General features: G+C 54.5%; 22 protein-coding genes. 8 read left to right on the top strand and 14 right to left on the bottom strand.

Annotated elements, in window-relative coordinates; translation table 11 throughout:
- Positions 1-3: 3 nt before the first annotated feature.
- The 5 genes from QMZ65_RS00730 to QMZ65_RS00750 all read right to left on the bottom strand — a co-directional run bounded on the left by QMZ65_RS00730 (position 4) and on the right by QMZ65_RS00750 (position 6008).
- Complete coding sequence (locus QMZ65_RS00730) at positions 4-1053, bottom strand: cytochrome d ubiquinol oxidase subunit II (protein WP_034823522.1); 1050 nt, start codon at positions 1051-1053, stop codon at positions 4-6.
- Positions 1054-1068: 15 nt separating this feature from the next.
- Positions 1069-2511 (bottom strand): cytochrome ubiquinol oxidase subunit I, encoded by a 1443-nt coding sequence (locus tag QMZ65_RS00735; RefSeq protein WP_097117139.1) that lies wholly within the window; start codon positions 2509-2511, stop codon positions 1069-1071.
- A gap of 973 nt (positions 2512-3484) precedes the next feature.
- A complete protein-coding gene (locus tag QMZ65_RS00740) occupies positions 3485-4555 on the bottom strand; it encodes a 4-oxalomesaconate tautomerase (RefSeq protein WP_283215198.1) in 1071 nt (356 codons plus the stop codon).
- Positions 4552-5274, bottom strand: a complete 723-nt coding sequence (locus QMZ65_RS00745) for a 4-carboxy-4-hydroxy-2-oxoadipate aldolase/oxaloacetate decarboxylase (RefSeq protein ID WP_283215199.1) — start codon at positions 5272-5274, stop codon at positions 4552-4554. The genes QMZ65_RS00740 and QMZ65_RS00745 overlap by 4 nt, the downstream gene beginning before the upstream one ends.
- Complete coding sequence (locus QMZ65_RS00750; protein ID WP_034823513.1) at positions 5271-6008, bottom strand: PIG-L deacetylase family protein; 738 nt, start codon at positions 6006-6008, stop codon at positions 5271-5273. The genes QMZ65_RS00745 and QMZ65_RS00750 overlap by 4 nt, the downstream gene beginning before the upstream one ends.
- A 129-nt stretch (positions 6009-6137) precedes the next feature.
- Between QMZ65_RS00750 and QMZ65_RS00755 the strand changes: the two genes are divergently transcribed.
- The 4 genes from QMZ65_RS00755 (at position 6138) to QMZ65_RS00770 (ending at position 11478) form a co-directional block, all read left to right on the top strand.
- The gene (locus QMZ65_RS00755; RefSeq protein ID WP_283215200.1) at positions 6138-7367 is read left to right on the top strand and encodes a LysR family transcriptional regulator; all 1230 of its coding nucleotides are present in this window, start codon (positions 6138-6140) and stop codon (positions 7365-7367) included.
- 236 nt (positions 7368-7603) lie between these two features.
- Positions 7604-8980: an MFS transporter gene (locus QMZ65_RS00760; protein WP_283215201.1), complete on the top strand. Its 1377-nt coding sequence runs from the start codon at positions 7604-7606 to the stop codon at positions 8978-8980.
- A gap of 10 nt (positions 8981-8990) precedes the next feature.
- Entirely contained in the window at positions 8991-9971 is a 981-nt protein-coding gene (locus QMZ65_RS00765; RefSeq protein ID WP_283215202.1) for a VOC family protein, read from the top strand.
- Positions 9972-10107: 136 nt separating this feature from the next.
- Complete coding sequence (locus tag QMZ65_RS00770) at positions 10108-11478, top strand: amidohydrolase (protein ID WP_283215203.1); 1371 nt, start codon at positions 10108-10110, stop codon at positions 11476-11478.
- 79 nt (positions 11479-11557) lie between these two features.
- Here the strand turns inward: QMZ65_RS00770 and QMZ65_RS00775 are convergent, their stop codons facing one another.
- Positions 11558-11767, bottom strand: a complete 210-nt coding sequence (locus tag QMZ65_RS00775) for a YMGG-like glycine zipper-containing protein (protein ID WP_034823502.1) — start codon at positions 11765-11767, stop codon at positions 11558-11560.
- A 318-nt stretch (positions 11768-12085) separates the two neighbouring features.
- On the opposite strand from QMZ65_RS00775, the gene QMZ65_RS00780 reads away from it, so the two are divergent.
- Complete coding sequence (locus tag QMZ65_RS00780; protein WP_283215204.1) at positions 12086-12286, top strand: hypothetical protein; 201 nt, start codon at positions 12086-12088, stop codon at positions 12284-12286.
- Between the two features lie 15 nt (positions 12287-12301).
- Here QMZ65_RS00780 and QMZ65_RS00785 read toward each other — a convergent pair whose 3' ends face one another.
- The 8 genes from QMZ65_RS00785 to QMZ65_RS00820 form a co-directional block, all read right to left on the bottom strand.
- Positions 12302-12892 carry a TetR/AcrR family transcriptional regulator gene (locus QMZ65_RS00785; protein ID WP_097117131.1) on the bottom strand — a complete coding sequence of 197 codons (591 nt, stop codon included), beginning with the start codon at positions 12890-12892 and terminating at the stop codon, positions 12302-12304.
- A gap of 78 nt (positions 12893-12970) precedes the next feature.
- The gene (locus tag QMZ65_RS00790) at positions 12971-13522 is read right to left on the bottom strand and encodes a cytochrome b (protein ID WP_283215205.1); all 552 of its coding nucleotides are present in this window, start codon (positions 13520-13522) and stop codon (positions 12971-12973) included.
- Positions 13522-14565 carry a catalase family peroxidase gene (locus QMZ65_RS00795; protein ID WP_283215206.1) on the bottom strand — a complete coding sequence of 348 codons (1044 nt, stop codon included), beginning with the start codon at positions 14563-14565 and terminating at the stop codon, positions 13522-13524. The genes QMZ65_RS00790 and QMZ65_RS00795 overlap by 1 nt, the downstream gene beginning before the upstream one ends.
- Before the next feature lie 220 nt (positions 14566-14785).
- Positions 14786-15652: a DeoR/GlpR family DNA-binding transcription regulator gene (locus QMZ65_RS00800; RefSeq protein ID WP_160832932.1), complete on the bottom strand. Its 867-nt coding sequence runs from the start codon at positions 15650-15652 to the stop codon at positions 14786-14788.
- Between the two features lie 164 nt (positions 15653-15816).
- Positions 15817-16764, bottom strand: coding sequence for a D-ribose ABC transporter substrate-binding protein (locus QMZ65_RS00805; protein WP_034823484.1), 948 nt, complete (start codon positions 16762-16764; stop codon positions 15817-15819).
- A gap of 69 nt (positions 16765-16833) precedes the next feature.
- On the bottom strand, positions 16834-17889 hold the full coding sequence (locus tag QMZ65_RS00810) for an ABC transporter permease (RefSeq protein WP_283215207.1): 1056 nt from the start codon (positions 17887-17889) through the stop codon (positions 16834-16836).
- Between the two features lie 22 nt (positions 17890-17911).
- A complete protein-coding gene (locus QMZ65_RS00815) occupies positions 17912-19450 on the bottom strand; it encodes a sugar ABC transporter ATP-binding protein (RefSeq protein ID WP_097117125.1) in 1539 nt (512 codons plus the stop codon).
- Positions 19447-20100, bottom strand: a complete 654-nt coding sequence (locus tag QMZ65_RS00820) for a DUF2291 domain-containing protein (protein ID WP_160832933.1) — start codon at positions 20098-20100, stop codon at positions 19447-19449. Before QMZ65_RS00820 ends, QMZ65_RS00815 begins: the two co-directional genes overlap by 4 nt.
- Before the next feature lie 379 nt (positions 20101-20479).
- On the opposite strand from QMZ65_RS00820, the gene QMZ65_RS00825 reads away from it, so the two are divergent.
- From QMZ65_RS00825 to QMZ65_RS00835, 3 genes are read left to right on the top strand one after another with little or no spacing between them, the layout of a single operon-like run.
- Complete coding sequence (locus QMZ65_RS00825; protein ID WP_283215417.1) at positions 20480-22063, top strand: FGGY-family carbohydrate kinase; 1584 nt, start codon at positions 20480-20482, stop codon at positions 22061-22063.
- A gap of 10 nt (positions 22064-22073) precedes the next feature.
- Positions 22074-23600, top strand: coding sequence for a glycerol-3-phosphate dehydrogenase (locus tag QMZ65_RS00830; RefSeq protein ID WP_211727930.1), 1527 nt, complete (start codon positions 22074-22076; stop codon positions 23598-23600).
- A 2-nt stretch (positions 23601-23602) separates the two neighbouring features.
- Entirely contained in the window at positions 23603-24541 is a 939-nt protein-coding gene (locus tag QMZ65_RS00835; RefSeq protein WP_283215208.1) for a sugar phosphate isomerase/epimerase family protein, read from the top strand.
- The last annotated feature ends 18 nt before the right edge of the window (positions 24542-24559 follow it).

Raw genomic sequence — 24559 nt, forward strand, 5'->3', positions numbered from 1 at the left:
GTCTTAGTGTCCCCCGTGACCAACCAGCTTGGAGATACGGCCGCGGAATACCCAGATCTGATACCAGTTGTACATCAGCATTACCGGAACAAAACCGCCCATGGTCATGGTGAAGGTAATCAGAGAAACCTGTGGACTGGCGCCCGCCCAGATGGTCCAGGTGCCTGGCACAATCCACGGGAACATGGTCAGTAACATACCGAAGCCCAGAATAAATGCTGCGCCATTGAACCACATCACCGCTGCAAAATCTTTGTCCTTCAGGGTGTCACGACGCACCTGATCAATACAGACCAGAGCGATTAAGCCAAACAGGCCCCAGATCCAGAAATGCGGACCAAACCATTTCGCACGTGCCCAGTCGAAGATCACCGCACTCCAAACCCAGGTAATCACCACGGCAGCGATAGCTAACCAGAAGATCACCGCCGTCCAACGTGCTGCATCCTGACGAATCGGTTCATTTTTCTCGAAGCGAGCACGTACGAACAGCACGCCTGCCAGCGTCATTGCCACGCAGGAAGCCACGCCGGTCCAGATGGAAAACGCTGAAATAAAGTTAAATGCGCCGCCCACATAGGTTGGAACCCCTTGAGCTGGCGAATCCATCTGAAAACCTTGCAGCAACGCCCCAACGCTCATCCCACCAAAGAAAGTCACCGCGAGACTGGCGACACCGAAGATACCGTCAGAAAACTTCTGCCAGAATGGCGAGGCCAGATGACGAAACTCCAGTGCCACCGCGCGGGACATAATGCCCCACAACACCAGCGCCATTGGCACCATCAGGTAGCTAAATGCCGAACCGTACACAAACGGGAAGGTGCCGAACATAATACCACCGGCGACGATCAGCCAGGTTTCGTTGGCATCCCAGGTGCCAGCCATTGCCGACATGATCGCGCCACGTTCATCATGGTCGCGAACGAAGAGCGAGAAGATCCCCGCCCCCAGGTCGGCGCCATCCAGCGCGATATATAAAAGAACGCTGATACCAAATGCTAACCACCAGGCGATGATCAGGAAGTGCTGAGTCGAATTAAGCATGTCCATGGATTTAATCTCCCATCAAACCGGACGGATATATTCAGGATGGTCAGCATGACCACTGGCAGGCATTTCAAGGTGACCCAAATGCTCATGCCCCTCGCCCGGGATTTTGCTGGTCAAATCAGGACCCATACGCACCACTTTAGCGAGGAACCAGATGGTGCCCGCCACCACAGCGGTTTCAAAGATGGCAAAGCCCACCAGCCAGAAGATTGCCAGACCCAGGGTCATTGGACTCATACCGTCTTCGGTGCGCATCAGGCCATACACGATCCACGGCTGACGGCCAATTTCGCGCGTCCACCAGCCCGCAATCACTGCGATATAAGGCAGGATCACCATAATAACGGCCAGCGCCAGGAACAGCTTATTGCGCGGAGCCAGCTCAGCGGTCATGCGACGACGTGCAATCAGCCAGACGCCCCAGAGGCTCACCAGCAACATGGCACCCGCAGCACCTGACATGGCGCGGAAAGCGTAGAACGGCAACACCACAGGCGGTTGCTGATCTTTCGGGAAGCTGTTCAGGCCCGTTACCGTACCGTTCCAGGTTTTGGTTTCAATCAGGCTTAAACCGTGCGGGATATCGATAGACCATGCGAGGCCCGTGCCTTCTTTGTTTGGCCAACCGAGGATGTGCCAGGCACTGTTGACGTTACCCGCAGAATCATAGGTATCGTAGTGCCCTTCCATTGCTGCCAGCGCCGCCGGTTTATGTTCCAGCGTGGCTTCACCCAGCACGTCACCCATATAGATCTGAACGGCGGCGACCACGGCCAGCGCCATCAGTGAATACTTCAGCGGCTTCAGGAACAGATCAACATGACGCTGTTTCAGCACATACCAGGCGCAGGTCGCCACCACGAAGCAGAGCGAGAGCTCGAAGCTTGCCAGCAGCATGTGCGGAAAAGCACTGCGCGCATTCGGATTAAACAGCGCGGCCAGCCAGTCAGTTACGATGAAAATACCGTTATGCAGTTCAACACCGGTTGGCGTTTGCATCCAGGAGTTAGCCACCAGGATCCACATCGCAGAAAGCGTAGAAGAGAGCGCCACGTTAAAGGTCGCAAACAGGTGCATCCCTTTGCTGATCTTGCCCCAGCCAAAAATCATCAGTCCGATAAAGCCGGCTTCGTACATAAAGGCGGTGATGGTCTCATAGCCGAGCACCTGACCAAAGAACGGCCCGGCAGCCTGCGAGAAGCGACCATAAAGAATACCAAAGGCCATTTCCATGGTGACACCGGTTGCCACGCCAGCACCGAAGTTAACGATAAACAGCTTTTCAAAGAAGCGACACAGGCGATACCACTGCTCATCTTGCTTCCTGACCCACATCAGTTCAGAGATGAACAACAGTGCAGCCAGTCCAATGGTTAGCGGAGGAAAAATGATGTGAATGGATGAAATTAGCGCGAAGTCAATACGCGTGATCAGCGATGTAAGATCGTTACTTAGCATGACTATCTTCTTTTTTTGAGTGACCGAATGAGTTAACGGCAATCCAGCGCCGTTTCACATGTTATGAAGTGAGATGAAGCAAGCTCGTGCATAACAAGTTGAAATCGGTGCCGCACTGTCGTCTTTCTCTTAACTACGAGCAACAACCACAGTTTATTTTCCAGACAGGTGACGTCTGGGAAATAGGATATTCACTTCGGCGTTCGTTCCGGAGAAAGAACGGGGAAAATAAATCACGATTGTTAACGAAATGTCTGTCGATAACACTTGCAGGCGTAGGTATCGACACGGCTCGTAATAAGAATTTTTCTGTAAATTATTCTATATTTTCGTTTACACAAAGGCATCCAAATTAAAGGGGTAACTTGTAACAAAAAGAAAAAATTCGCTGTATAAATGAATGATTTTCATGTGAATTAAATGTAATGAGAGCGTTAATTTATGAGGGATTTTTGATTTTAATCAACCTAATTCAAGGTTTTAGCGTAGTTTTGAGCGTTAATTATGATGCACTGAAGAGTGAAAGAATCGGCGTGCAGCCCGTAATGATGCGATTATCTTATTATTTAGCAGGGTTACAATTACCGTAGACATAAGCTCAACATCAATAATACGTAATTTTAACAAGCATTGAGTTATTGTATTTTAATAACAGCCGGAATGATTTGATTTAACAAACCAAAAACAATTATCACTTTCAGAACACTTAATTCCTGCGCCATTAAATCTTTAAAAACCTCGCTATTAAATATACTGACTCGTAACATTAAAGACACACCGTGCGCACACTTGTCACATTAATAATGAATCAGGCGACATTTATTTAAGGAAAATAAGGAGTCTGGCCAGGCAGTGTGAGTAGGAGCACGCAGTCACGCGTGGAAACGAAGATTTTGCAGAGCGAATGAAGAATGCCGACAACCCATAAGGTTGTCAGCACAGGAGAACGTCAGCGTGCAGGGTAATTCGTGTTTTAGTGTGAGCCTGGAATGGCGACCCGCCCGTCGAATAACAAACGTGCCGTACGTATCAGGCCGCTTTGCGTCACCTTCCCTGCCTCATCACGGGTCAGCATCACGCTAAACTCGCCGCTGGGATGCTCTACCGCCAGACGCTGCTGCCTGGCATCGGTAATCTGCGCGATGCCCTGCGTCACGGAACCGGGGATCAGGCAGGCTGTAGCCACACTCACCGCGCCCAGTACGCCTATAGAGGCGTGACAGCGATGGGGAATAAATGTTCGCGTGGATAGCGCACCGCCATTAGCGGGCGGCGCAATCAGGGTCATTTTCGGCACAGTTCGTTTGGTCACATCTCCAAGGTTCATCAGCGGACCTGCTTGTAAGCGGATGGACTCCAGACGCGCTTTTAACCCGGCATTACTCTCCAGCTGTTCACGGGTTTCCTGTCCAGTGCATCCCACATCCTCAGCACGCAGGATCACCACGGGCATACCGTTATCGATGCAGGTCACCTCAATCCCGTCAAACCGATTACGCGCCTCTCCGGTCGGTAACAGCGATCCGCAGCTGGAGCCTGCAATATCCTCGAATTGCAGAACTTGCTCTGCGCCAAAACCGGGCACGCCGTCTATCTGGGTCTCGCCCTGATATTCCACCGTGCCATCGGGCGTGGCAAATTGCGCCACTGCGATTTGCCCGGTGTTGACCATAAAGATGCGCACGCGCGTGATGTCGCCCTGTGCCCTTGTCAGGCCCTTCTCAATGGCAAAAGGCGCCACGGCGGCGAGGATGTTACCGCAGTTCTGTCCATAATCGACCACCGCTTGATGCACGTTAACCTGTGCAAACAGGTAATCGACATCCGCATCAGGCCGCGTGGAGGGAGAAATTATCGCTACTTTACTGGTCAGCGGATCAGCCCCACCGATGCCATCAATTTGACGGGGATCGGGTGAACCCATGACGGCCAGCAACACGCGATCTCGTTGCGGCCCCGCTTCTGGCAGATCGCTGGCCAGGAAACAGGCGGCTTTGGAGGTGCCGCCTCGCATTAAGATACAGGGTATCAGCGTCTGTTTCATAGCGAACTCTTTTGCAGGGCATCCAGAGACTCCACGTAGCGCAATCCCTTCTCCGCTAACGCGCCACGCATCTGGTAAATATCCAGCCCGAGTTCCCCCGCAGCCAGTCTTACTCGTTTACTCTCCTCATTGGCGACCCGCCGCTGGGTGGTCTCGGCGATATTTTTCGCATCCGCTCGCGGCACAATCACTACTCCGTCGTCATCGGCAACCACGATATCGCCAGGAAGAACCAGCTGACCGGCACAGAGAATTGGCACATTCACCGACCCCAGCGTGGCTTTAACGGTTCCCTGAGCAAACACCGCACGCGACCAGACCGGGAAACCCATCTCACGCAGGGTCTGGCTGTCACGGATACCGATATCGCCCACCAGCGCCACTACGCCACGCGCCTTTAATGAAGTGGCCAGCAGATCACCGAAGAAGCCGTCATGGCAATCCGAGGTCGGCGACACCAACAGCACATCGCCAGGCTGACACTGTTCGACTGCAACATGAAACATCCAGTTATCACCGGGAGAGACCAGCACCGTGACCGCACTGCCGGCTACCGAGACACCTTGCTGAATGGGTCTTATACGCACATCAAGCAGACCTTGCCGCTGTTGCGCTTCGTGGACGGTCGCCACTCCGGCACGAGCAAACTGCGCAATCAGAGCGGAATCGGCCCGCTCAATTTGCGTAACCACGATGCCTTTCTGGTTAACCCCGCTCATGAAAGATCCTCCGTCACCCGTGGGAACAGACTCTGATAGCCTTCGCCGTGGGTGATGACGCGCGTGGAAGTAATCCCAGTATTACGTTTGGCCTGTACGCCGCGCTGGAGCGCCACGCGCGTGTAGTATTCCCACAGGTGTTCCTGCCCGGCCATGCACTGAATCGCCTGATATTTCTTTTCCCAAACCGAGGTGATATCCAGCAGCACATCCGGTTTCCACAGGCATTGTTCAGGCTGATGCGGTTCAAAACAGTAAACCGGCGGTGCACCGATAATTGGTTCTCCCGGACGATATCCTTCTGCCTGTGCAATGATGCGTGCTTCCTGGGTGAGATTGGCCGCCAGGGGATGATCGTAGTTATAAGGATCGGCAATCGAATGCGTCAGCACAAAGTGAGGCTGCACGCGGCGAAACACATCGGCGAGGCGAAACAGCGTTTCCTTATCCGCGCGAAGGGGATAATCGCCGAGATCGAAGAACTCAATGCTGGCACCTAACACATCCGCGGCCCGTTCGGCCTCGGCCTGACGATGCTGCTTGACGGTCTGCTCGGTCATATTGCCTTTGCGCCACAGTTTTGCCGACTCACCGCGCTCCCCGTAAGAGAGGCAGACGACGTGCACGTCATAGCCGCTCGCACTGTGCAACGCGATGGCCCCGCCTGCGCGCCAGACAAAGTCAGCGGAATGGGCACTGACCACCAAGGCACTCTTTTTCACTGCGTTTTCCATTATGTTCCCCTTCTGTTGCGTTTTTTTCATCCTGACACGCACCACCGTGACCGAATAATGCCTTTCATTGTGCGAGCTATGATTTTTATTTATGTTGTGATCATTATCAGAGGTTCAGGGGCAGAGGGCATGCAGGAACAGGAAGACACTAATCACATTAAAATCATGCAGCTAAGGTCACTTTGTATGATTGCAGAACGTGGAACCGTCTCGGAGGCTGCGGAAGATTTATTTCGCACACAATCGGCGGTGACGCGTTCGATACGTGATCTGGAACACACTCTTGCCACGCCTTTGTTTGAACGTCATGCCAGCGGGATGCTGCTCACCGAGAATGGCAAATGTGTACTGCCCCGCGCACAGCGCGCCCTCCAGGAACTCAAACAGATACCTGCACTTCTCGCTCGATTTAAACTGCGCGAGTCCATACGGGATGACGCCGAACCGATTTGGTTGTTCAACGTCAGGCGCCTGCAGATATTTTTAAGGCTGTTTCATTTGCAGCATACGCAAAGCGTGGCCAGTTCGCTGAGCATCAGCCAGCCCGCCGTCAGTGCCGCGCTAAAGGTGCTGGAGAAAGGGGCCAACATCGTGCTGTTCCAGCGCTCGCCGCGAGGTATGCAGCCGACAGCTGCCGCGCGTGAAATGGCGCCACACATTAGCCGCGCCCTGAATGAAATTCGCCATATCCCGGAAGATCTTGCCGCCCAGCAAGGTGTTCTGCAGGGCACCGTTCATATTGGCGCACTACCTTTGTGCCGCAGTGTGTTATTGCCCCGTGCGATCACCCGTCTGGTGACGGCACATCCGGCGATCAACGTCGTGACCAATGAAAGTGCCTTTAGCACGCTGATTACCGAACTCCGGGCCGGCGACGTTGATCTGATTGTCGGGGCTTTGCGTCATGACAGCAACGTTACTGATATCGTTAATCGGCGGCTGTTCAGCGAAGAACTTGTGCTGCTCGCCAGGCCACAACATCCGTTAGCCGGTCGAACGTTAAGCGCTGCCGATCTCGCCGACACACAGTGGATTTTTCCGCGAGAAAACAGTCCGGCCCGCCATCTGCTAGAACACGCCTTTGCGACGCTGGATATTCCGGTACCCAAACCGGTGGTTGAGAGCGGTGACCTCGCCATCGTGCGCGGCTTATTAATGGACTCCGATATGGTGGCGGCGGTGTCATGGCACCAGCTGGAGTACGAATTGAAGTCAGGTGTGCTCCAACCTCTGTCCTTCACCCTACCCGATACGCGTCGTGATATCGGCATCACGTTGCGCGCGGGTGCGCTGCATTCCCCGGCTACATTGGCGCTGATTGAGTGCATCAGCGCCGAAGCTCATCCAACAGCGACCTAAACGAAATTCATACAAAGATTGCACGCCGTTTACGTATAGGGCTTTTCTACCGGGCACCACAAACCCGTACTGACACCGTGGATTATGACAACTCGCTCACAATATAAACGTAACTCATACCGCTAAAAGCCTTTTTTGACAGACAGCCTGCCACACGGTGCTTACCGTGGAGCTGGATGAGTTAATCATGACTTGTCATTCAATAGACTTTGCGTGCCCGAAGAGAGAGCGAACGTATGAATACAAATAAGCTGGTCGACATCAAAGCCTGGATTGATTCGCGACCCATTTCCGCCTTTCAGTGGCGCGTGTTATTCCTCTGCCTGATCATCATTATGTTCGACGGTTACGATGCTGCCGTGATGGGATTTATTGCGCCTGCGCTGATTGAGCAGTGGCATATCTCTCGCGCCGCGATGGGGCCGATCCTTGGCGCGGCGATGTTTGGCGTGGCGATTGGCGCATTGATCGCGGGTCCCTTATCCGATCGATTTGGCCGAAAAAAAATCATCCTGCTCGCGGTTATGATCTTCTCCGCTTTCAGTCTGATTTGCGCTTTCGCCACCACGCCGCTGCAAATGGCGATGATGCGATTCATTGCCGGGCTCGGGCTGGGCGCGGTCATGCCCAACTGCGTCACGCTGCTGGCAGAATATATGCCTGAGCGTCGTAAGGGCGTGATGATTACCCTGATGTTCAGCGGCTTTAATATCGGATCCGGTCTGGGGGGCTTTATCGCGGCCGCGTTGCTGGCGCACTATCACTGGAATGCGGTGTTGATTTTCGGCGGTGCACTGCCGCTGCTTATGTTGCCCTTATTAGGTTATCTGCTGCCCGAATCTGCGTTAAATTTGGTGGTGCGCCGGGCACCTCGCGCGCAGATTGCTGCTCTGCTTAATCGCATGGGCGGCCAGTTTCAGCAGGATACGGCGTTCGTGCTCAACTCTCCCCGGATCAATCGCAACAGCACCATCTCCCAGCTCTTCCACAACGGTTTTGCTCGCGGCACGATCATTTTGTGGGTGACATACTTCATGGGGCTGTTCGTGATTTATCTGCTTAACGGCTGGCTGCCGACCATTATGCGCTCGGGCGGTATTTCCCTCGAACAAGCGGCGATTCTGGCGGGGTTATTCCAGCTTGGTGGTCCGCTGGGTGGTATTCTGGTCGGTGCATTGATGGATAAATGCAACGCCAGAGTAGTGATTGGCGTGGTCTATCTGCTGGGTTGTCTCTGCTTGTTAGCACAAGGCATCTTCACGTTTTCCGGGGTGGCGCTGGGCGTATTCATTTTCATTATCGGCATGTGTATTAATGGCGCACAGAATGGTCTACAGGTGTATTCCCCTGCTTATTACCCTACCGAAATGCGCGCCACCGGCGTGAGCTGGATGCACGGCATAGGCCGTACCGGTGCGATTCTCAGTTCTTCGATTGGCGGCTTGCTGATGGGTGCGTTCCCGGCGCAGTCGGCGATTTTCTTTATTCTCGCGCTACCCGCGTTACTGGCTGCGATCAGCATTGTGCTTCATCGCAATGTTTCTCTGTCTCTGAAAATAAAGGGTGCAGCACTGGATGACCTTCCGGCGCTGTCACAAACCCTCAATAAATAGGAATGGCATCATGACATCTCAACTTTCTGAACCCTGCTTCGATATTGCGCATCTGGCTCACGTGGAGCTTTACACCGACAAGTTTGAAGAGAGCCTCAACTTCTTTGTCAATGTTTATGGCTTGACGGTCACCGCGCAGGACGACGATCACGCCTGGCTGCGCGCCTGGGATGATTATGAGTTTCACAGCCTGAAGCTCACACGCCATCACACCACCGGCGTGGGGCACATTGCCTATCGCGCCGCTTCACAGGCTGCGCTGGAACGGCGTGTTGCGGCGATTGAAGCCAGCCCCTATGAAGTGCTTGGTTGGGTCAACGACGATCAGGGTCACGGACAGGCATTTCGCTTTACCGATCCTTTTGGCCACATTTTTGAGATCTATTACGACACGGTCCGTTATCAGGCGCCCGATGACCAACGACCGTCGCTGAAAAACCTGTCTCAGCGTTACCATGCGCGTGGCGCCTGTCCGCGTCGTCTGGATCACCTCAATCTGTTGGCTGCCGATGTCAGTGAATTCAAGCGCTTTATGGAAACCTGCTTAGGCTCGCGCGTCACAGAGATGATTCAGTTGGATAATGGGCGGATTGGTGGCTGCTGGTTCACCATCAATAATAAAACCTATGATTTGGCCTGTACCGAAGAGCACGGTGGCGGCAACGGACGACTGCATCATGTGACCTACGCCACCGACACGCGTGAAGACATACTGCGCGCGGCCGACATCTTCCTGGAAAACGGCGTGCACATTGAAACCGGCCCACACAAGCATGCCATTCAGGGCACGTTTTTCCTGTATGTCTGGGAACCGGCGGGGAATCGCGTCGAGCTGGCCAATTCCGGGGCCCGACTGATACTCGCGCCAGACTGGCAGACGGTGGTCTGGACGGAAAGCGAACGCAAGAAAGGCCAGGCGTGGGGCCTGAAAACCATTGAGACATTCCATACGCATGGCACACCGCCGATGCCAAAACCGCAAAATCATTAACTTCTTCAACCGAACATCGGATAGCGGTGCTGTCCGATGCGTCATTACATTTCTCCATAGTTATCAGTGGAAAAAATCGCAGCACAGCGCTTATCGCTCCTCTAGGGTGAACTTCCCTACAAGGAGAAAATAACCTATGAGCCTCATCACTTCCGGCAACCGCCGGGACTTTCTTTCCGCTGGCATCAAACTGACGGCAGCAGGTACTCTGCTCGGTGTCGGATTAAGTGGTCGCACTGCTGTGGCGGCGGCCTGTACCCCTGAAAACCTGACGCGCATCGACGTCAGCCACTTTCTGTTGCGCAATGTACGTCTGGAAGAAGCTTTTGTGCGCCATCAGGGCGTTATCACCGCAACGCGCACCGGCTTGTACGATATTGAAGTCAACGGCGATAATATTGCGGGTATCCACGCGGCGGGTTTCAGCAGCACCCTCCCCGCCTGGGATGCGGCGGGTCATATTTTGCTGCCTGCAACGCGCGATATGCACATCCATCTCGATAAAACCTTCTATGGTGACGGCTGGCGCGCCCCGCTGCCGCGTAAGAGCGTGATTGATATGATTCATCAGGAAGAGCAGATTCTTCCTGAGATCGTGCCGACCTCCGAAATGCGTGCCGAGAAGCTGATTGGCCTGCTGCAATCGAAAGGCAGCACCGAAGCGCGCAGCCACTGCAATATCGACCCGATTAGCAAACTGGACGGGTTGGCGCACTTGCAACAGGCGATTGCTAACCACCGTCAGGACTTTACCGTGAAGATTGTCGCCTTCCCGCAGCATGGACTGTTGCGGTCCAGGGTCGAAGGCATGATGCGTGAAGCGATGAAAATGGGCGCCAATTTTGTCGGCGGCCTGGATCCGACCAACGTTGATGGTGCGATGGAGAAATCGCTGGATACGATGTTCAGCATCGCACTGGATTTTGCTGCGCCGGTGGATATCCACCTGCACGAAACCGAGCCGCACGGTGTGGCCGCGATACGCTACATGCTGAAAACGGTTCGTGAGAATCCGCAGCTAAAAGGCAAAGTCACCATCAGCCATGCGTTTGCGCTGGGCACGTTATCGGGGAGTGAACTGGATGCGATGATCGAGGAACTCAAAGCGCAGCAGTTCAGCATCGCCACCACCGTGCCGATTGGGCGCGTGATCATGCCATTGCCGCAACTACGTGCGGCGGGCGTACCGGTATGGTCCGGCACCGATACCATTGCCGACCACTGGCAACCTTTTGGCAGCGGCAGCATGCTGGAAAAAGCCAATGTCTATGCACAGTTGTATCGTGGCCCGGATGAGTTCTCATTGAGTCGCGCCTTGGGTATCGCCACCAATGAAGTGCTGCCGCTGAATAGTCAGGGTGAACAACAGTGGCCGAAGGCGCAGGATAGCGCAACGATGATGTTAGTGGCGGCGAGTTGTTCTGCCGAAGCGGTGGCGCATGTTGCACCCGTGATAGCAACCTTCCATAACGGCAAACAGGTATTTGGCCAGTTAAAGAAAATTTAATCGGAGAATAAAAAGAAGGTTTAAAAGTTATTATTTCGTCGCGCATTGAGTGCGCGACGAAATAGATCAGCAGGATGAATCAACGACTCACTTCATGACCAATCAAGCCACCGATGGCTGCACCACCCAGCGTACCAAAGGTGCTTCCGCCGGTTAATACCGCGCCACCCACAGCACCAACACCCGCACCAATTGCCGTATTACGACCACGATGGGACATACCACAGGCGGTAACTGATAAACAGACTAAAGCGACAATGGCGATACTGCAGCTGCGTTTTAAAAGCATCGAAATCCTCATTACCATTAAAAAATGGAATGCAATTGTTTTTAATTTGATTGTTGTTAAGACACCAAATCGTTGGCGACTTGCACTGCTCGTCGGCGCTAATTTAAGAGGATTTGTGAAGCGATGAAAGGTAAAAATTCCTATTTTCAGGCGGTACTGGCGAAGCGGTGAGAAAGCGCGCGAAACGCCCCTACCCGGCCTCTCACGGAGGTTTAAACCTGCTGTGCTTTACTGCAAATTCCTCCCTTGACTGCCAGCCTACCAACTAGTAGATTAATATTTATTCGGCTGACCTTAGCAACGATTTCAGGGGGCATTGTGAGTGTGATTCATTTTCCTAACCAATATCCTGACTGCCGTCCTTCAGATTGTGAATCAACGCAAGCGGATAAACAGAAGGTTCGCGAATTTGCGTTGAACATTGCTGCGCAATTACGCAACGATCCTGAATTAAATAAGCAGGCACCTTATCTGGTGGATAAAGTGATTCTGTTGTTGATGAAAGAGTCGCGAAGATAAATGGCCGCAAAGCCATTAAACGGAAATAACCAGACTGTTAAGCACCGGTTTAATCATGGGTAAGAACAGTTCGGGGTTATTAAACGCGCGCGCGGCAATCATCGCACCATGCACCGTCGCCATCAGCGATTTGGCCTCCATTTCCGCCCCTTCACGCAGAATAAACACCCCGCGCTTTTCCCCCTTCTGCAACACACCGGCCAGCCACGCGGACAGATCGGCGAAATGTCCGGTGACTTGTGCCGCCACCTCTTCCGGTAAGGTCGGCAGCTCCACTGCCAGCATCACGCAAATACAGAACGGTGAGCTGTTTTCCTTAATGCAGGTTGCCCAGAAGTTCACATATCCGTTCAGCTCAGCCAGCGGATCATCACTGAAATGCTCACTGGTCGCGGCCATGCCGGCTCGTGCCTCCTCACGATAATCATTGACCACCGCCAGCACCAGGTCGGCTTTGCCCGGAAAATGATGATGAATACTGGCTTTACGGATTTGTACGCGTTCTGCCAAATCGGCATAGCTGAAACTTTTATAACCACCAGCTGTGAGCAGCGCTCGGGTGTGGTTAATGATTTCAGTGGCTTTAGGCGAACGTTCAACGGTCATGCAGGGCTCCGGCAGCAAAGATGAAATGGCTGCAAATCAGCAAATTGGCACTGAACCTACTGACCTGCAGCGGTGATGTCAAGGCGCTTCAGAACGCTTACGGCGGCCGGTCATACTTCTGAAGACGCCATCACGCAGAATCAGCGCATGGAACAACGCGGCGGCAAGATGCAGCATCACCGTAACGAACAAGGCTAAAGCAACCCAGGTATGCAGCGGACGCAACCAGGCATACAGATCATTACTGATTGGCGTGATGGGTGGCAGCACCAGACTGCCTCCCAGACTGATCGGATAGCCCGCCGCCGACAGCATCGCCCAGCCGATAAGAGGTTGCGCAAGCATCATTACGTACAACGCCCAATGCGAAAGGTGTGCCAGCGCTTTTTGCCCGTTTGATAACGTCTCCGGCAAGGCCGGTTTGGCGGTGGTAAAACGTAGCCACAATCGCACCACCACCAGCAGCAATATCATTAAGCCCAACGGCTTATGGATCGCCACGAGCAAGCTGTGCAGTGACGAGACGGTGGCGACCATGGCCACGCCGATAAACAGCATGGTCATAATAGCGGCAGCCATCAGCCAGTGAATCGCGCGCAACGCCGGATGGAAAGTCTCTGTGTGTTTCATCAGTGTTCTCCTGCCTGTTCACGGGTACGGGCGTTGTAGGATTTGGCATAAGCCGATGAACGTGCATTGAGGATCGGATCATCCGAGGCGGTGATGCCCTCGGGCAGAATTAGCGGATCGTAATTGATATCGTTACAGGCGCCCTGCTGCTGCGGCGTGGTTTGGTTGATAGTCAGGGTTCCTGCATTGATGGTCTGCCGGTCCGCTGGCCAGGCAATCGAAGCATCGCTGCTTTTATCCTGCGCGTCTGCGACAGTGATGATCAGGTCCCACTGCAGCGGCCCTTTGGCAAGACGCTGTTGCAGATCGTTCTGCAGGAAGTCGCTGTCATTCTTATCGGCGGCATTGATGGGCTGATACTCGCTGTGCGGCACCATACTCCAGCGCACCACATGGCTCTTGCCGGCCGAATCAATAAAGTTGAAGGCGTTAAGGCTATTGTAGCGATCGCTGGCCCAGCTAGAGGAAGGAACATACTGCTGCGCCCAGCCGAAGAACGGTTTGATTTCGGGATGTTTTTCTACAAAGGCCTGAATCTTCGCGGGATCGGGCTTGCCTGTTTTGGCATCCGGCAGCGTGGCGATTTGCAGATCGTAAAACCCTTCCACGCTCTTCACCGGAAACATCGGCATGGCATTCATCCCGGTGCGCCACTGCTGACCATCTTTTTGGTAAAACGCTAACGCCATGCTGCGCACCGGCACGGCATAATCCGGAGCGTTCGGATTGCCACCGGCAATAGCAAAGCGCCCGATCACCGGGGTTTCGCCCGGTGCAAACAGCCCGGCGCGCGACAACACGCTGGCATTGCCGTTAGCGGCAAAGCTGCCGTTTATGCAGACGCCTTTGGCATGATTGCGACGGTAGCCGGGATGCTCCCCGCCTGATTTTTGTAGCACGGTAATGAGCTTATCGGAGGACAACTTATCCGGTGTTAACCAGCCGCCAGCCCAGAGAAATAACGCGATGACTATCAATGGTACCACTGCAATAGCGGCCAGACGGGTGAGTGTCTGGCCGGTCGTCAGAGAAGGCTTGTTCATAGATTCGCTCAACATGGCATAAATTAAGACAAGGCAGTTACCCGAGCTGAATGATTAGCGCGTGGCAATTAATTACACCGTCTTCGTTCACGGCGGTAGAGTCATCAATCTACTAGTAGGTAGATTGCATTGTCAAACGCATTTGAATAGGCCGATGCACCACTGCCGCAGCCGACAGTGAGTGCCTCAGGTTATCTGAAAGAATAAGTTTACAGGTGAATCAGGATTCTTCGCGCGATCCAGCGTGGGTCTTCATCGGTGCAACCACGACATTCACACCCAGATCCTGCAGACGACGCAGAACTGGCACCGGCGTGCCCTGATTGACAATCACCACATCGAACTCGCTGAGATGGGCAAAACGATGCAGCGCCCGGCGTTCAAATTTGGTGTTATCCATCATCAAAATACGTCTCTGTGCAGCATCAAACATCGCTCGTTTGGTTTCGACGGTTTCCGCTGACTGATGAAAGACCGTGTCATCGATGATGGCTGACATGCTGACGAAGAACACGTCGGCGCGCAGGCTGGCGATTTCTTCACGGGTCATGCGACCCATAAAGGCATTACACCAGTGATAAAACTGACCGCCCAGCCCCATCAGCGTGATATCGCGCCCGTTGCGCAACTCATTCATCAGCGTCAGTGAGTTGGTGATCACCGTTAACGGGGCGCGCGCGTGTAACAAGCGCGCCATCTGCAATACCGTGGTGGAATCATCGAGGAAGATCGCCTGTCCTGGCTCCAGGTAAGTGGCCGCCACCTCAGCGATGGCTTGCTTCTCTTCCAGTTGACGCGTCGCGCGGTAGATATCGCTGGACTCGACCAGGCTGGTTGGCGTGGCGGAGACCACCCCACGCGATTTATGCAGCAATCCGCGTTCGACCATCTCATCAATATCACGGTGCGCGGTCATCAGACTGATGCCGAAACGGTCGGTAATATCTTCAATGCGAATAGCGCCTTCTGCCATCACGGCTTCCGCGATCAACTGGCGTCGCGCCAACTGCCGCGCCTGACGGCTGTCGCTGGGTAAGGGTTCGGCCATGAAGACGTTGAGAGAAGAGTCCTGCGGGTTGTGCGCCATATTTCGTCCAGAAAGTGATGCAGAAATGCGGGTTCCAGGTGATTACAACGCGGAAACGCGCCTTTTGCAAATGGTGTGGTGTTTGGACTCACGAGAAGGGTTACAGCGACGCACCGGAGTGCGTCCGCTGAGCAGTATGCGGCCCGCAAGCCGCACGTCATGCATTACTGCTTCAATACAAACGGTGATACGAAATTGCCCGCGTTCTCTTTGGTGATCAAAATGCAGTCAAACAGCTGTTTTTCCGATGCTGCGCCGGTTTTACCGGTTTTCAGGAAGCTGTCAGCCTGCTCTACCGCTTTCTGCGCGAACTGCGCCACGGGCTGCATCACGGTATACGCCAGCGTACCGGCTTTTACGGCATCAACGGCATCCGGCGAGCCATCAAAACCACCGACTTTGATTTGGTTCAGCTTGCCGGCTTCTTTCAGTGCGGCAATCGCCCCCAGCGCCATTTCATCGTTGCCGCTGATCACGCCTTTGATGTTCGGGTTAGCCTGCAGCAGTGACTGCATCTTGTTGAAGCCCTGGGTACGGTCCCAGTTGGCGACTTCCTGACCCACTTTCTTCAGCGTCGGGTACTGTGACAACACGGTATCAAAACCATTGGCACGCGTTGCCGCGTTGTTATCGGATGGTGGGCCCACTAATTCAACATAGTTGGCGGTATCGCCTACCTGTTTCACCCACTCCATCGCGCCCACCGCCGCGCCCTGCGCATTGTTAGAAACCAACTGCGCTTTGGCCAATCCGCTCTGATTCAGCTCAGCGTTAATGATAAACACCGGGATATTCGCCGCGATGGCTTTTTTCACTGAACCGACAGAACCATCGGCGTTAGCCGGATCAAGAATAATCGCCTTGGATTTGTTGGTGATCGCCGTATCAATCAGCTGGCTTTCGGTATTGGTATCACCTTTGTGCGCGCTGACTTTTGCGCTGTAGCCAAGTTTTTCAGCGGCTTTTTGCGCGACCTGACCTTCTGTCAGCCAGTAAGGGTTGGATGGATCGTTGACGATGATGGTCATCAACCCGTTATCAGCCCAGGTCGGTGCAGCGAAGGTGGTGATCGCCATCGCTGCGGCAGCAATAAACAAACGTTTTGTGAACATAGGTGCTCCGTTATTATTTAGGGTACAGGTTTTACGGATAACCGCGCGCTGCCAGACAGCGCGCGTGAGTTAGCGACTGCGTTTGCCGTATTGCAGGGTGTTGAGCAATACTGCCAGCACAATCACGGCGCCAGTGAACACCGTCTGCCAGTAGGCAGAGACGCCGATAATCACTAAGCCATCAGAGAGAAAACCGATTACAAAAGCGCCCAGCAGCGTGCCGCGCACGTTACCGCGACCACCGGTTAAGGCCGCACCGCCAATCACCACCGCGGCAATCGCGGTCAGTTCATAAGTGGTGCCCGCCGTTGGACCGGCTGAAGTGAGCTGTGAAGAGAGCACCAGCCCCGCCATCGCGGCACAGATACCCGACAACACATAAACGCTGATTTTGATGCGTTTCACCGGCACGCCGGAGAGGTCGGCGGCGCGCTCATTACCCCCCGAGGCATAGAGCCAGCGTCCAAACGCCGAACGGCTCAGCAGAAAACCACAGGCCAGTGCTACCACACCCAGCACCAGCACACCGACCGGGATATTGAAGATGCGATTGAAGCCGAGCCAGTCAAAGCCGGTGTTGCCTAGCGCATCACTTCCAGAGAGTTTGTTGTAGGTCAGACCATTGGTGATCAGCAATGCGATACCGCGTGCCACATACATGGTGCCGAGCGTGGCAACAAACGCCGGAACGCGGAACCAGGCAATCAGCACGCCATTCACCAATCCCACCAGCGCGCCAATCACCAGCGTCAATATCGCCACCGCCCACACGGGCAGATACAACACGACACCTAGCGCGTCGAGGTTAATCCCCTGCATCATAAAGCCGGCCATCACGCCAGCCAGACCCAGCGTTGAACCGACTGATAAGTCAATACCGCCATTGAGGATCACCAGCAACATGCCAATGGCGGGTAAGCCAAAAATCGCCACATGCGAAGCCATGGTCAGGAAGTTGGCGCCGGTAAAGTAGTTAGGTGAGAGCAAGGAAAAGGTGATAATAATCACCAGCAACGCAATAAACGCACGCCCTTCCAGCAGCAATCGCGCCAGATTGAGACTTTTATCGGCCTTCTTTTTACTCGCGACGGGCGGCGAATCCAGCGTGTGTGTTCTGTCTGTCATACCGTTTGCTCCGTTTTTCATGTCATGCCACCAGAGACTCGCCTGAAGCGGCCATAATGCGTTCTTTACTCACGCTGGAATCGAAAATGGCGTTAATGCGCCCTTTGCTCATCACCACAATGCGATGCGCAATACTCAGGCATTCGCCCACTTCCGAGGTGGTATACACCACCGCCAGCCCCTTTTTGGCGTTTTCCGCCAGCAGACGAAACACTTCCGCTTTGGCACCGATATCAATGCCGCGGCTGGGTTCATCCAGCAGAATCACTTTGGGACGGGTGGCCAGCATTTTGCCGATCACCACTTTTTGTTGATTGCCACCGGAGAGCGATCCGATGGCCGCCTCGCCGCCAGCGGTTTTCACCGTGACGTTGCGAATACTGTCCGTCACCAGCTGCTTTTCACGTCGCGGTGACAGCACCAAACCGCGCACAAATTCGTTGATACTGGCGAGCGACAGGTTTTCGCCCACTGACATGGTTTGCACCAGACCGTCGCGTTGCCGATCTTCGGGCACCAACGCAAGGCCGATTTGAATACGTTGTTGAATGGTTAAGCCGCTGACATCGGTATCCTGCAGCAGAACGCGGCCCTGGCTTTGATGAATACGCCCGGCGATACACTCCAGCAGTTCGGTGCGCCCCGCGCCCATCAGGCCATAGATGCAGACAATTTCACCGGCTTTCACTGACAGTGAGAGGTTATCCACCAGCCGAATCCCGGTTTTGCTTTTCACCGTCAGGTCTTGCACGGTCAACGCCTGGTCACCAAACTCATACCCTTGCGGCGGCGAACCCAGGTCAAAGTGATCGCCCACCATATTGCGCACGATCCACTCGAGATCGATCTCATCGCGTTTCGCGTACGCGGTCATCACGCCATCACGCAGCACCACGGCGCGATCGGTGATCTCCAGTGCCTCTTCGAGATGATGTGAGATGTATACAATGGCTACACCCTGACTGGTGAGATCGCGGATCACCTGGAACAGCACCGCGACTTCCGCAGCACTGAGCGCCGATGTCGGTTCATCCATGATCAGAATCTGTGAATTCACCGACAATGCACGGGCGATTTCGACAATCTGTTGTTGGCCCAGACGCAGGTTTTCCACCGGCGTCAGCGGATCAATTTCCTCCTCCAGCGCCGCCATCAGATGGGCGGTTATGCGGGCTTCTTCCGCGTAGTCCACCCCACCCGGCTTCATGATTTCGCGCCCCATAAAGATGTTGTCGCGCACGTTCATGTTGGGAGCGAGATTCAGCTCCTGATGGATAATCGAGATGCCGCAATCGCGTGCTTCAGTGGCAGAGCGAAACACTTTCTCTTCGCCGTTGTAGAGAATTTCCCCGGATGTTGGCGTAATGACGCCCGACAAAATTTTCATTAGCGTGGATTTACCTGCGCCGTTTTCACCAAACAACGTGGTGACTTCACCGCGACGGATCTCAAAATTCACGCCTTTAAGTGCATGGGTCGATCCATAGATTTTGCTGATGTTGCGCGCTTCAAGGATCACTTCGCCTTTTAGTAGCGCCGGGTTAACGTTGAATGGTTTCATTTCACCTCCAGACTGACTGGCGTCACCATCCAGTTATTCGGCGCGAGCAAACGGAACACCCCGACCACCTGCACGGTTTTCCCGGGCAGCGCATCACGATCCAACTTATCCAGTACTTTGGCTTTCATGGCGCGATTGATCGCCGAACCGGCGTTTTGATACTCAATCTGGTTGGTAAAATCGCCGAACTGGATTTTTCCGCTGGCATCACGTAAATCGGTGCCGGTAATGGCCGGGCCCGTTTGCAGGCGAATCACATTTCCTTCCGGTAAACCGGCCACTTTCAGTGGGAAAATGCCCATTTGACCGGGCTGCACCACGCCTTCCAGCTTGACGGGGATCACCGGGAGCGGCGAACCCACACCGTATTTCTGTACCGCTTCCTGTTGATTGGCTTTCAGCGCATCGGCGAGGGTTTTGGCATCCACCGCACGCGCTTCCACATCCTGCTGAATACCGGGGAAGGTTTTCTCCCCGTAGCTATCCGGCGAGAAACCTTGCTCTTGCACATCTTGCTCGGAACCGATTTTCACCACTTTTGTGTCAATGGCCATGGCGGCAATCACCGCAACCACCACAACACCGATGATGCTGTAGCGGCGGATGCGCTTGCGGGAGAGCTGCTGTGCCAGCATTGAGACATCGGACATAACGTGACCTCTCACTGTTATCTGCTGCGATAATCGCCGCATTAAATGTTATAAATGTGATAACTCTTGTGATGAGGATTGTGCTGATGTGACTAAATTGTCAACAGGGGGTTCACGAATTTTTCAGGAGCGCGATCTGGATCGCTAAATTCACACCCTAACGCCTTCATCGCTAATAAAAGCCCGCCATACAAGCCTTATTCATGTGATATCTCATTTCATATTGTCGTGTACTACCGCCATTTTCGTGATCAAACTCGCTAACTGAAGTGAAATTTATTCGTTTTATCGAAAAATAATACATTGGATATGTTATCTCCATGAGAAGTGGTGTAAGACATTATTTAGCAAATTCATCACAAGGAATTAACACGACGTGATGGGTCAACTTTTCTTCCCTTCGGAGGTGTACGTGGGTAACAGCGATATCATTCTGGGTCTGGATTCCGGCACCTCCGTGGTGAAAGCGGTGGCGTTTGATCTGGAAGGCACACAGCTGGCGTGCGCCTCCGTGCGTAACCGCTATTACCGCAGCGAAGGTGGTGCCGCGCAGCAATCCATGTCGCAGACCTGGCAAGATGCCGTGGACGCGATACGGATACTGGGCGAGCGTGTGGAAAATCTCTCTTCCCGCGTGGTGGCCGTGGCCGTCACCGCACAAGGGGATGGCACCTGGCTGGTGGGCGCCAATAATCAGCCGGTAGAGGATGCCTGGATTTGGCTGGATGCGCGTGCAGCACACACCGTCGATGCCCTAAACCAGCACGCCCTTGCAGCCGAGCGTTTTAAGTCCACGGGCACCGGGCTGAATACCTGTCAGCAGGGTTCGCAGATGGCGCATATGGACCAGCACTTTCCTGAGCTACTGGCGAAGAGCGAAGTGGCACTGCATTGCAAAGACTGGCTTTACCTCAATCTGACGGGCGTGCGTGCCACCGATCCTTCTGAGGCCAGCTTCACTTTTGGTAACTTCCGCACCCAGCGTTATGACGATACCGTCATCGCAGCGCTGGGACTGGAACATCGACGTCATCTGCTGCCGGAAATTATCGATGGCACGCAAATCACCCATCCATTGACCGCTGAGGCCGCAGCCCTCACCGGCCTGCGCGCGGGCACACCGATATCGCTGGGTTATGTGGATATGGCGATGACCGCGCTGGGCGCAGGCGTGCACACCGGCGAAGCCCATACCGCCTGCTCAATTGTCGGCTCTACCGGGGTGCATCTGCGCAGTGTGACCATTGATGAGGTGTGGTTGAATCCAGCGCAAACTGGCTATGTGATTCCTCTGCCCTGGCCGGGCTATGTGACGCAGGTGCAGACCAATATGGCGTCTACCCTCAATCTCGACTGGCTGTTGAATGTGGCCAGTGAGTTGCTGAGCAGTTTTGGCTGTGAAATTGATCATGCGCGGCTAGTGGCGCATATCGACCAGTGGCTCAACAAAGCCGAACCCGGCACCCTGCTGTTCCATCCCTACATCTCAATTGCCGGTGAACGCGGGCCGTTCGTCAACGCCGACGCGCGCGCCAGCTTCACCGGACTTAACTATCAGCACAATTTTGCCGACCTGGTGCGCGGCGTGATTGAAGGCATCGGCATGGCCGCGCGTGATTGTTATCAGGCGATGGGCAGTACTTTGCCGGGTGAAATTCGTCTTACCGGCGGCGCGGTGCGTTCTCAGCCGTTGCGGCAGATCCTCTCTGCCTGCATTGGCGCACCAGTGCGTATCAGCCAGCGTGATGAAGCCGGTGCAGCGGGCGCCGCGATGATGGCAGCGGTGGCGATTGGCGCCTATCCCTCCATGGCGCAGTGCGTGGAAACCTGGGTGCGCCCGTTGCTGGATGCGTCTGAACCGCCTTCCGCTGAACTGTCGCAGCGCTATAACCAACTGTTTCCCCATTATCAGCAGATCCGCAGCGATCTCCCTGCCGCCTGGCATGCACTGAATAAGTTTTAAGGAGTACACCATGAGTGAAAATACGCTGGATCTGTTTGTCATTGGCGGTGGCATTAATGGCGCGGGCATCGCACGTGATGCGGCCGGGCGTGGCTTGTCCGTGATGATGTGTGAAAAAGATGACCTGGCACAGGGTACCTCCTCGCGCTCGGGCAAACTGGTGCACGGCGGGCTGCGCTATCTCGAATATTATGAATTCCGACTGGTACGCGAGGCGCTGATCGAGCGAGAAGTGTTGCTGAATGCCGCACCGCATATTATCTGGCCGATGCGCTTTGTGTTGCCGCATAGCCCGACCGATCGTCCGGCGTGGCTGGTGCGTTTAGGGCTGTTCCTCTATGACAATTTAGGCGGGCGCAAAAAGCTGCCCGGCACGCGATCGCTTGATCTGATGCGCGATCCCGAAGGCGCCCCAATCCTCGATAGCTACAGCAAGGGCTTCGAGTACTCCGATTGCTGGGTCGATGATGCACGCCTGGTCGCACTGAATGCCGTGGATGCTGCGGAACGCGGCGCCACGATTCTGCCGCGTACCCGCTGTGTGTCGGCCAAACGTATCAGCGGCAAGTGGGAAGTCACGATTCAGGATGAGACCAGCGGTGCACAGCGCACGGTTTATGCCAAAGTGCTGGTGAATGCGGCCGGCCCGTGGGTACTGGATATCGTAAATCAGGTCACCCAGACCAAAAGCAACCGCAGCGTGCGGCTGGTTAAAGGTTCACACATCATCGTGCCGAAATTCTGGGAAGGCCAGCAGGCGTATCTGGTGCAAAACACCGATAAACGCGTCATTTTCATCAACCCTTATGAAGGCGATAAAGCCCTGATCGGCACCACCGATATTCCGTGGCAGGGCAAAGCGGAAGCGGTGACCGCCGATGACAGCGAGCAGCAGTACCTTATCGATGTGGTCAATCGCTACTTCAAAGTAAAACTGCGCGCCAGCGATGTGATTACCCGATTCTCGGGTGTGCGTCCGCTGTTTGACGATGGCAAAGGCAACCCTTCTGCCGTCACGCGTGACTACGTGTTCGATCTCGACGATCAGCAAAACGCCCCGCTGCTGCATGTGTTTGGCGGCAAAATCACCACTTTCCGCAAGCTGGCAGAACACGCTATCCAGAAGCTTGCGCCCTTCTTCCCTGATATGGGTAAAGACTGGACACGCGAGGCCACTTTGCCGGGCGGTGATATGGCAAATGGCGATTTCGAGAGCTTCCTTGAGCAAGTGAAAACGCGCTGGCCATGGTTACCAGCGCCGCTACGCAAACACTATGCGCGCCTGTATGGCACGCGCATTGAGAAAGTGCTGGGTCACGCCCGTGAGATAAACGATCTGGGCCGCCATTTCGGCGCACAGTTGTATGAAGCCGAAGTGCGCTACCTGGTAGAAAATGAGTGGGCGCAGCAGGTGGAGGATGTGCTGTGGCGTCGCACTAAGCACAAGTTGCATCTGACCGAAGTTCAGCAGCAGGCCTTTAGCCAATGGTTTGACGCGACCTATGCTGCGGCCGTGCCGCTGCGTAAGGAGGCGTAATCATGCCCTTAACGCTTTCGCTCAATACCAACCCACTGGTGAATCGTTTTGCCGATCCGCAGGATCTGATTCACACCGTGGCACAACAGATCCGTATCCGCGATCTGCAGTTAACCCATGAATTTATCAATCCTGGCTGGCCAGCCGCCACCATCAACCGCATGTCGCGCCAGATGCAGAAGGCGTTGCGGGCAACCGGGGTGCGCGTGACATCGGGTATGACTGGTCCCTATGGCCGCCTCAATCATTTTGGTCATCCGGACGTTGACGTGCGACGCTACTACGTTGACTGGTTCAAAACCTTCGCCGATATCACCGCAGAACTGGGGGGCGAGGCGGTTGGATCGCAGTTCGCCATTTTCACCCAGCAGGATTTCAACGATGCGGCGAGGCGGGATGCCTTGATCGATATCGCGATAGACTGCTGGGCCGAGGTGGCGGAGCATGCGCAATCCGCCGGATTGAAATACCTGTTTTGGGAACCGATGAGCATCGGACGCGAGTTTGGTGAGACCATTCCGGCTTGCCTCGCACTGCAGCAGCGTTTGAGCAGTGAGTCCTTTGCCCTGCCGATGTGGATGATGGCGGATATCGATCACGGCGATGTCACTTCAATCGACCCGCGTGATTACGACCCTTACGCGTGGGCTGAAGCGGTGCCGCGCTATTCGCCGATTATTCATATAAAACAAAGCATGATGGACAAAGGCGGCCACAGACCCTTCACATTGCAGTACAATGCGGGCGGCCGTATTCAGCCCCAGCCGCTGCTGGACGCGCTGGCGCGCGGTGGCGCGCAGGATAACGAAATTTGCCTCGAACTGAGTTTTAAAGAGCGTGAACCCACTGACCGCCAGGTGGTGGCGGATATCGCGGAAAGCGTTGCGTTTTGGGCATCGCACATTGATACGGGCGTGCAGGATTTGCATCTGGCTTCCTAAGCCTATTGATCAGGAAAT

The sequence above is a fragment of the Pantoea sp. EABMAA-21 genome, from assembly GCF_030053335.1.
Taxonomy (GTDB): Bacteria; Pseudomonadota; Gammaproteobacteria; order Enterobacterales; family Enterobacteriaceae; genus Pantoea; species Pantoea communis.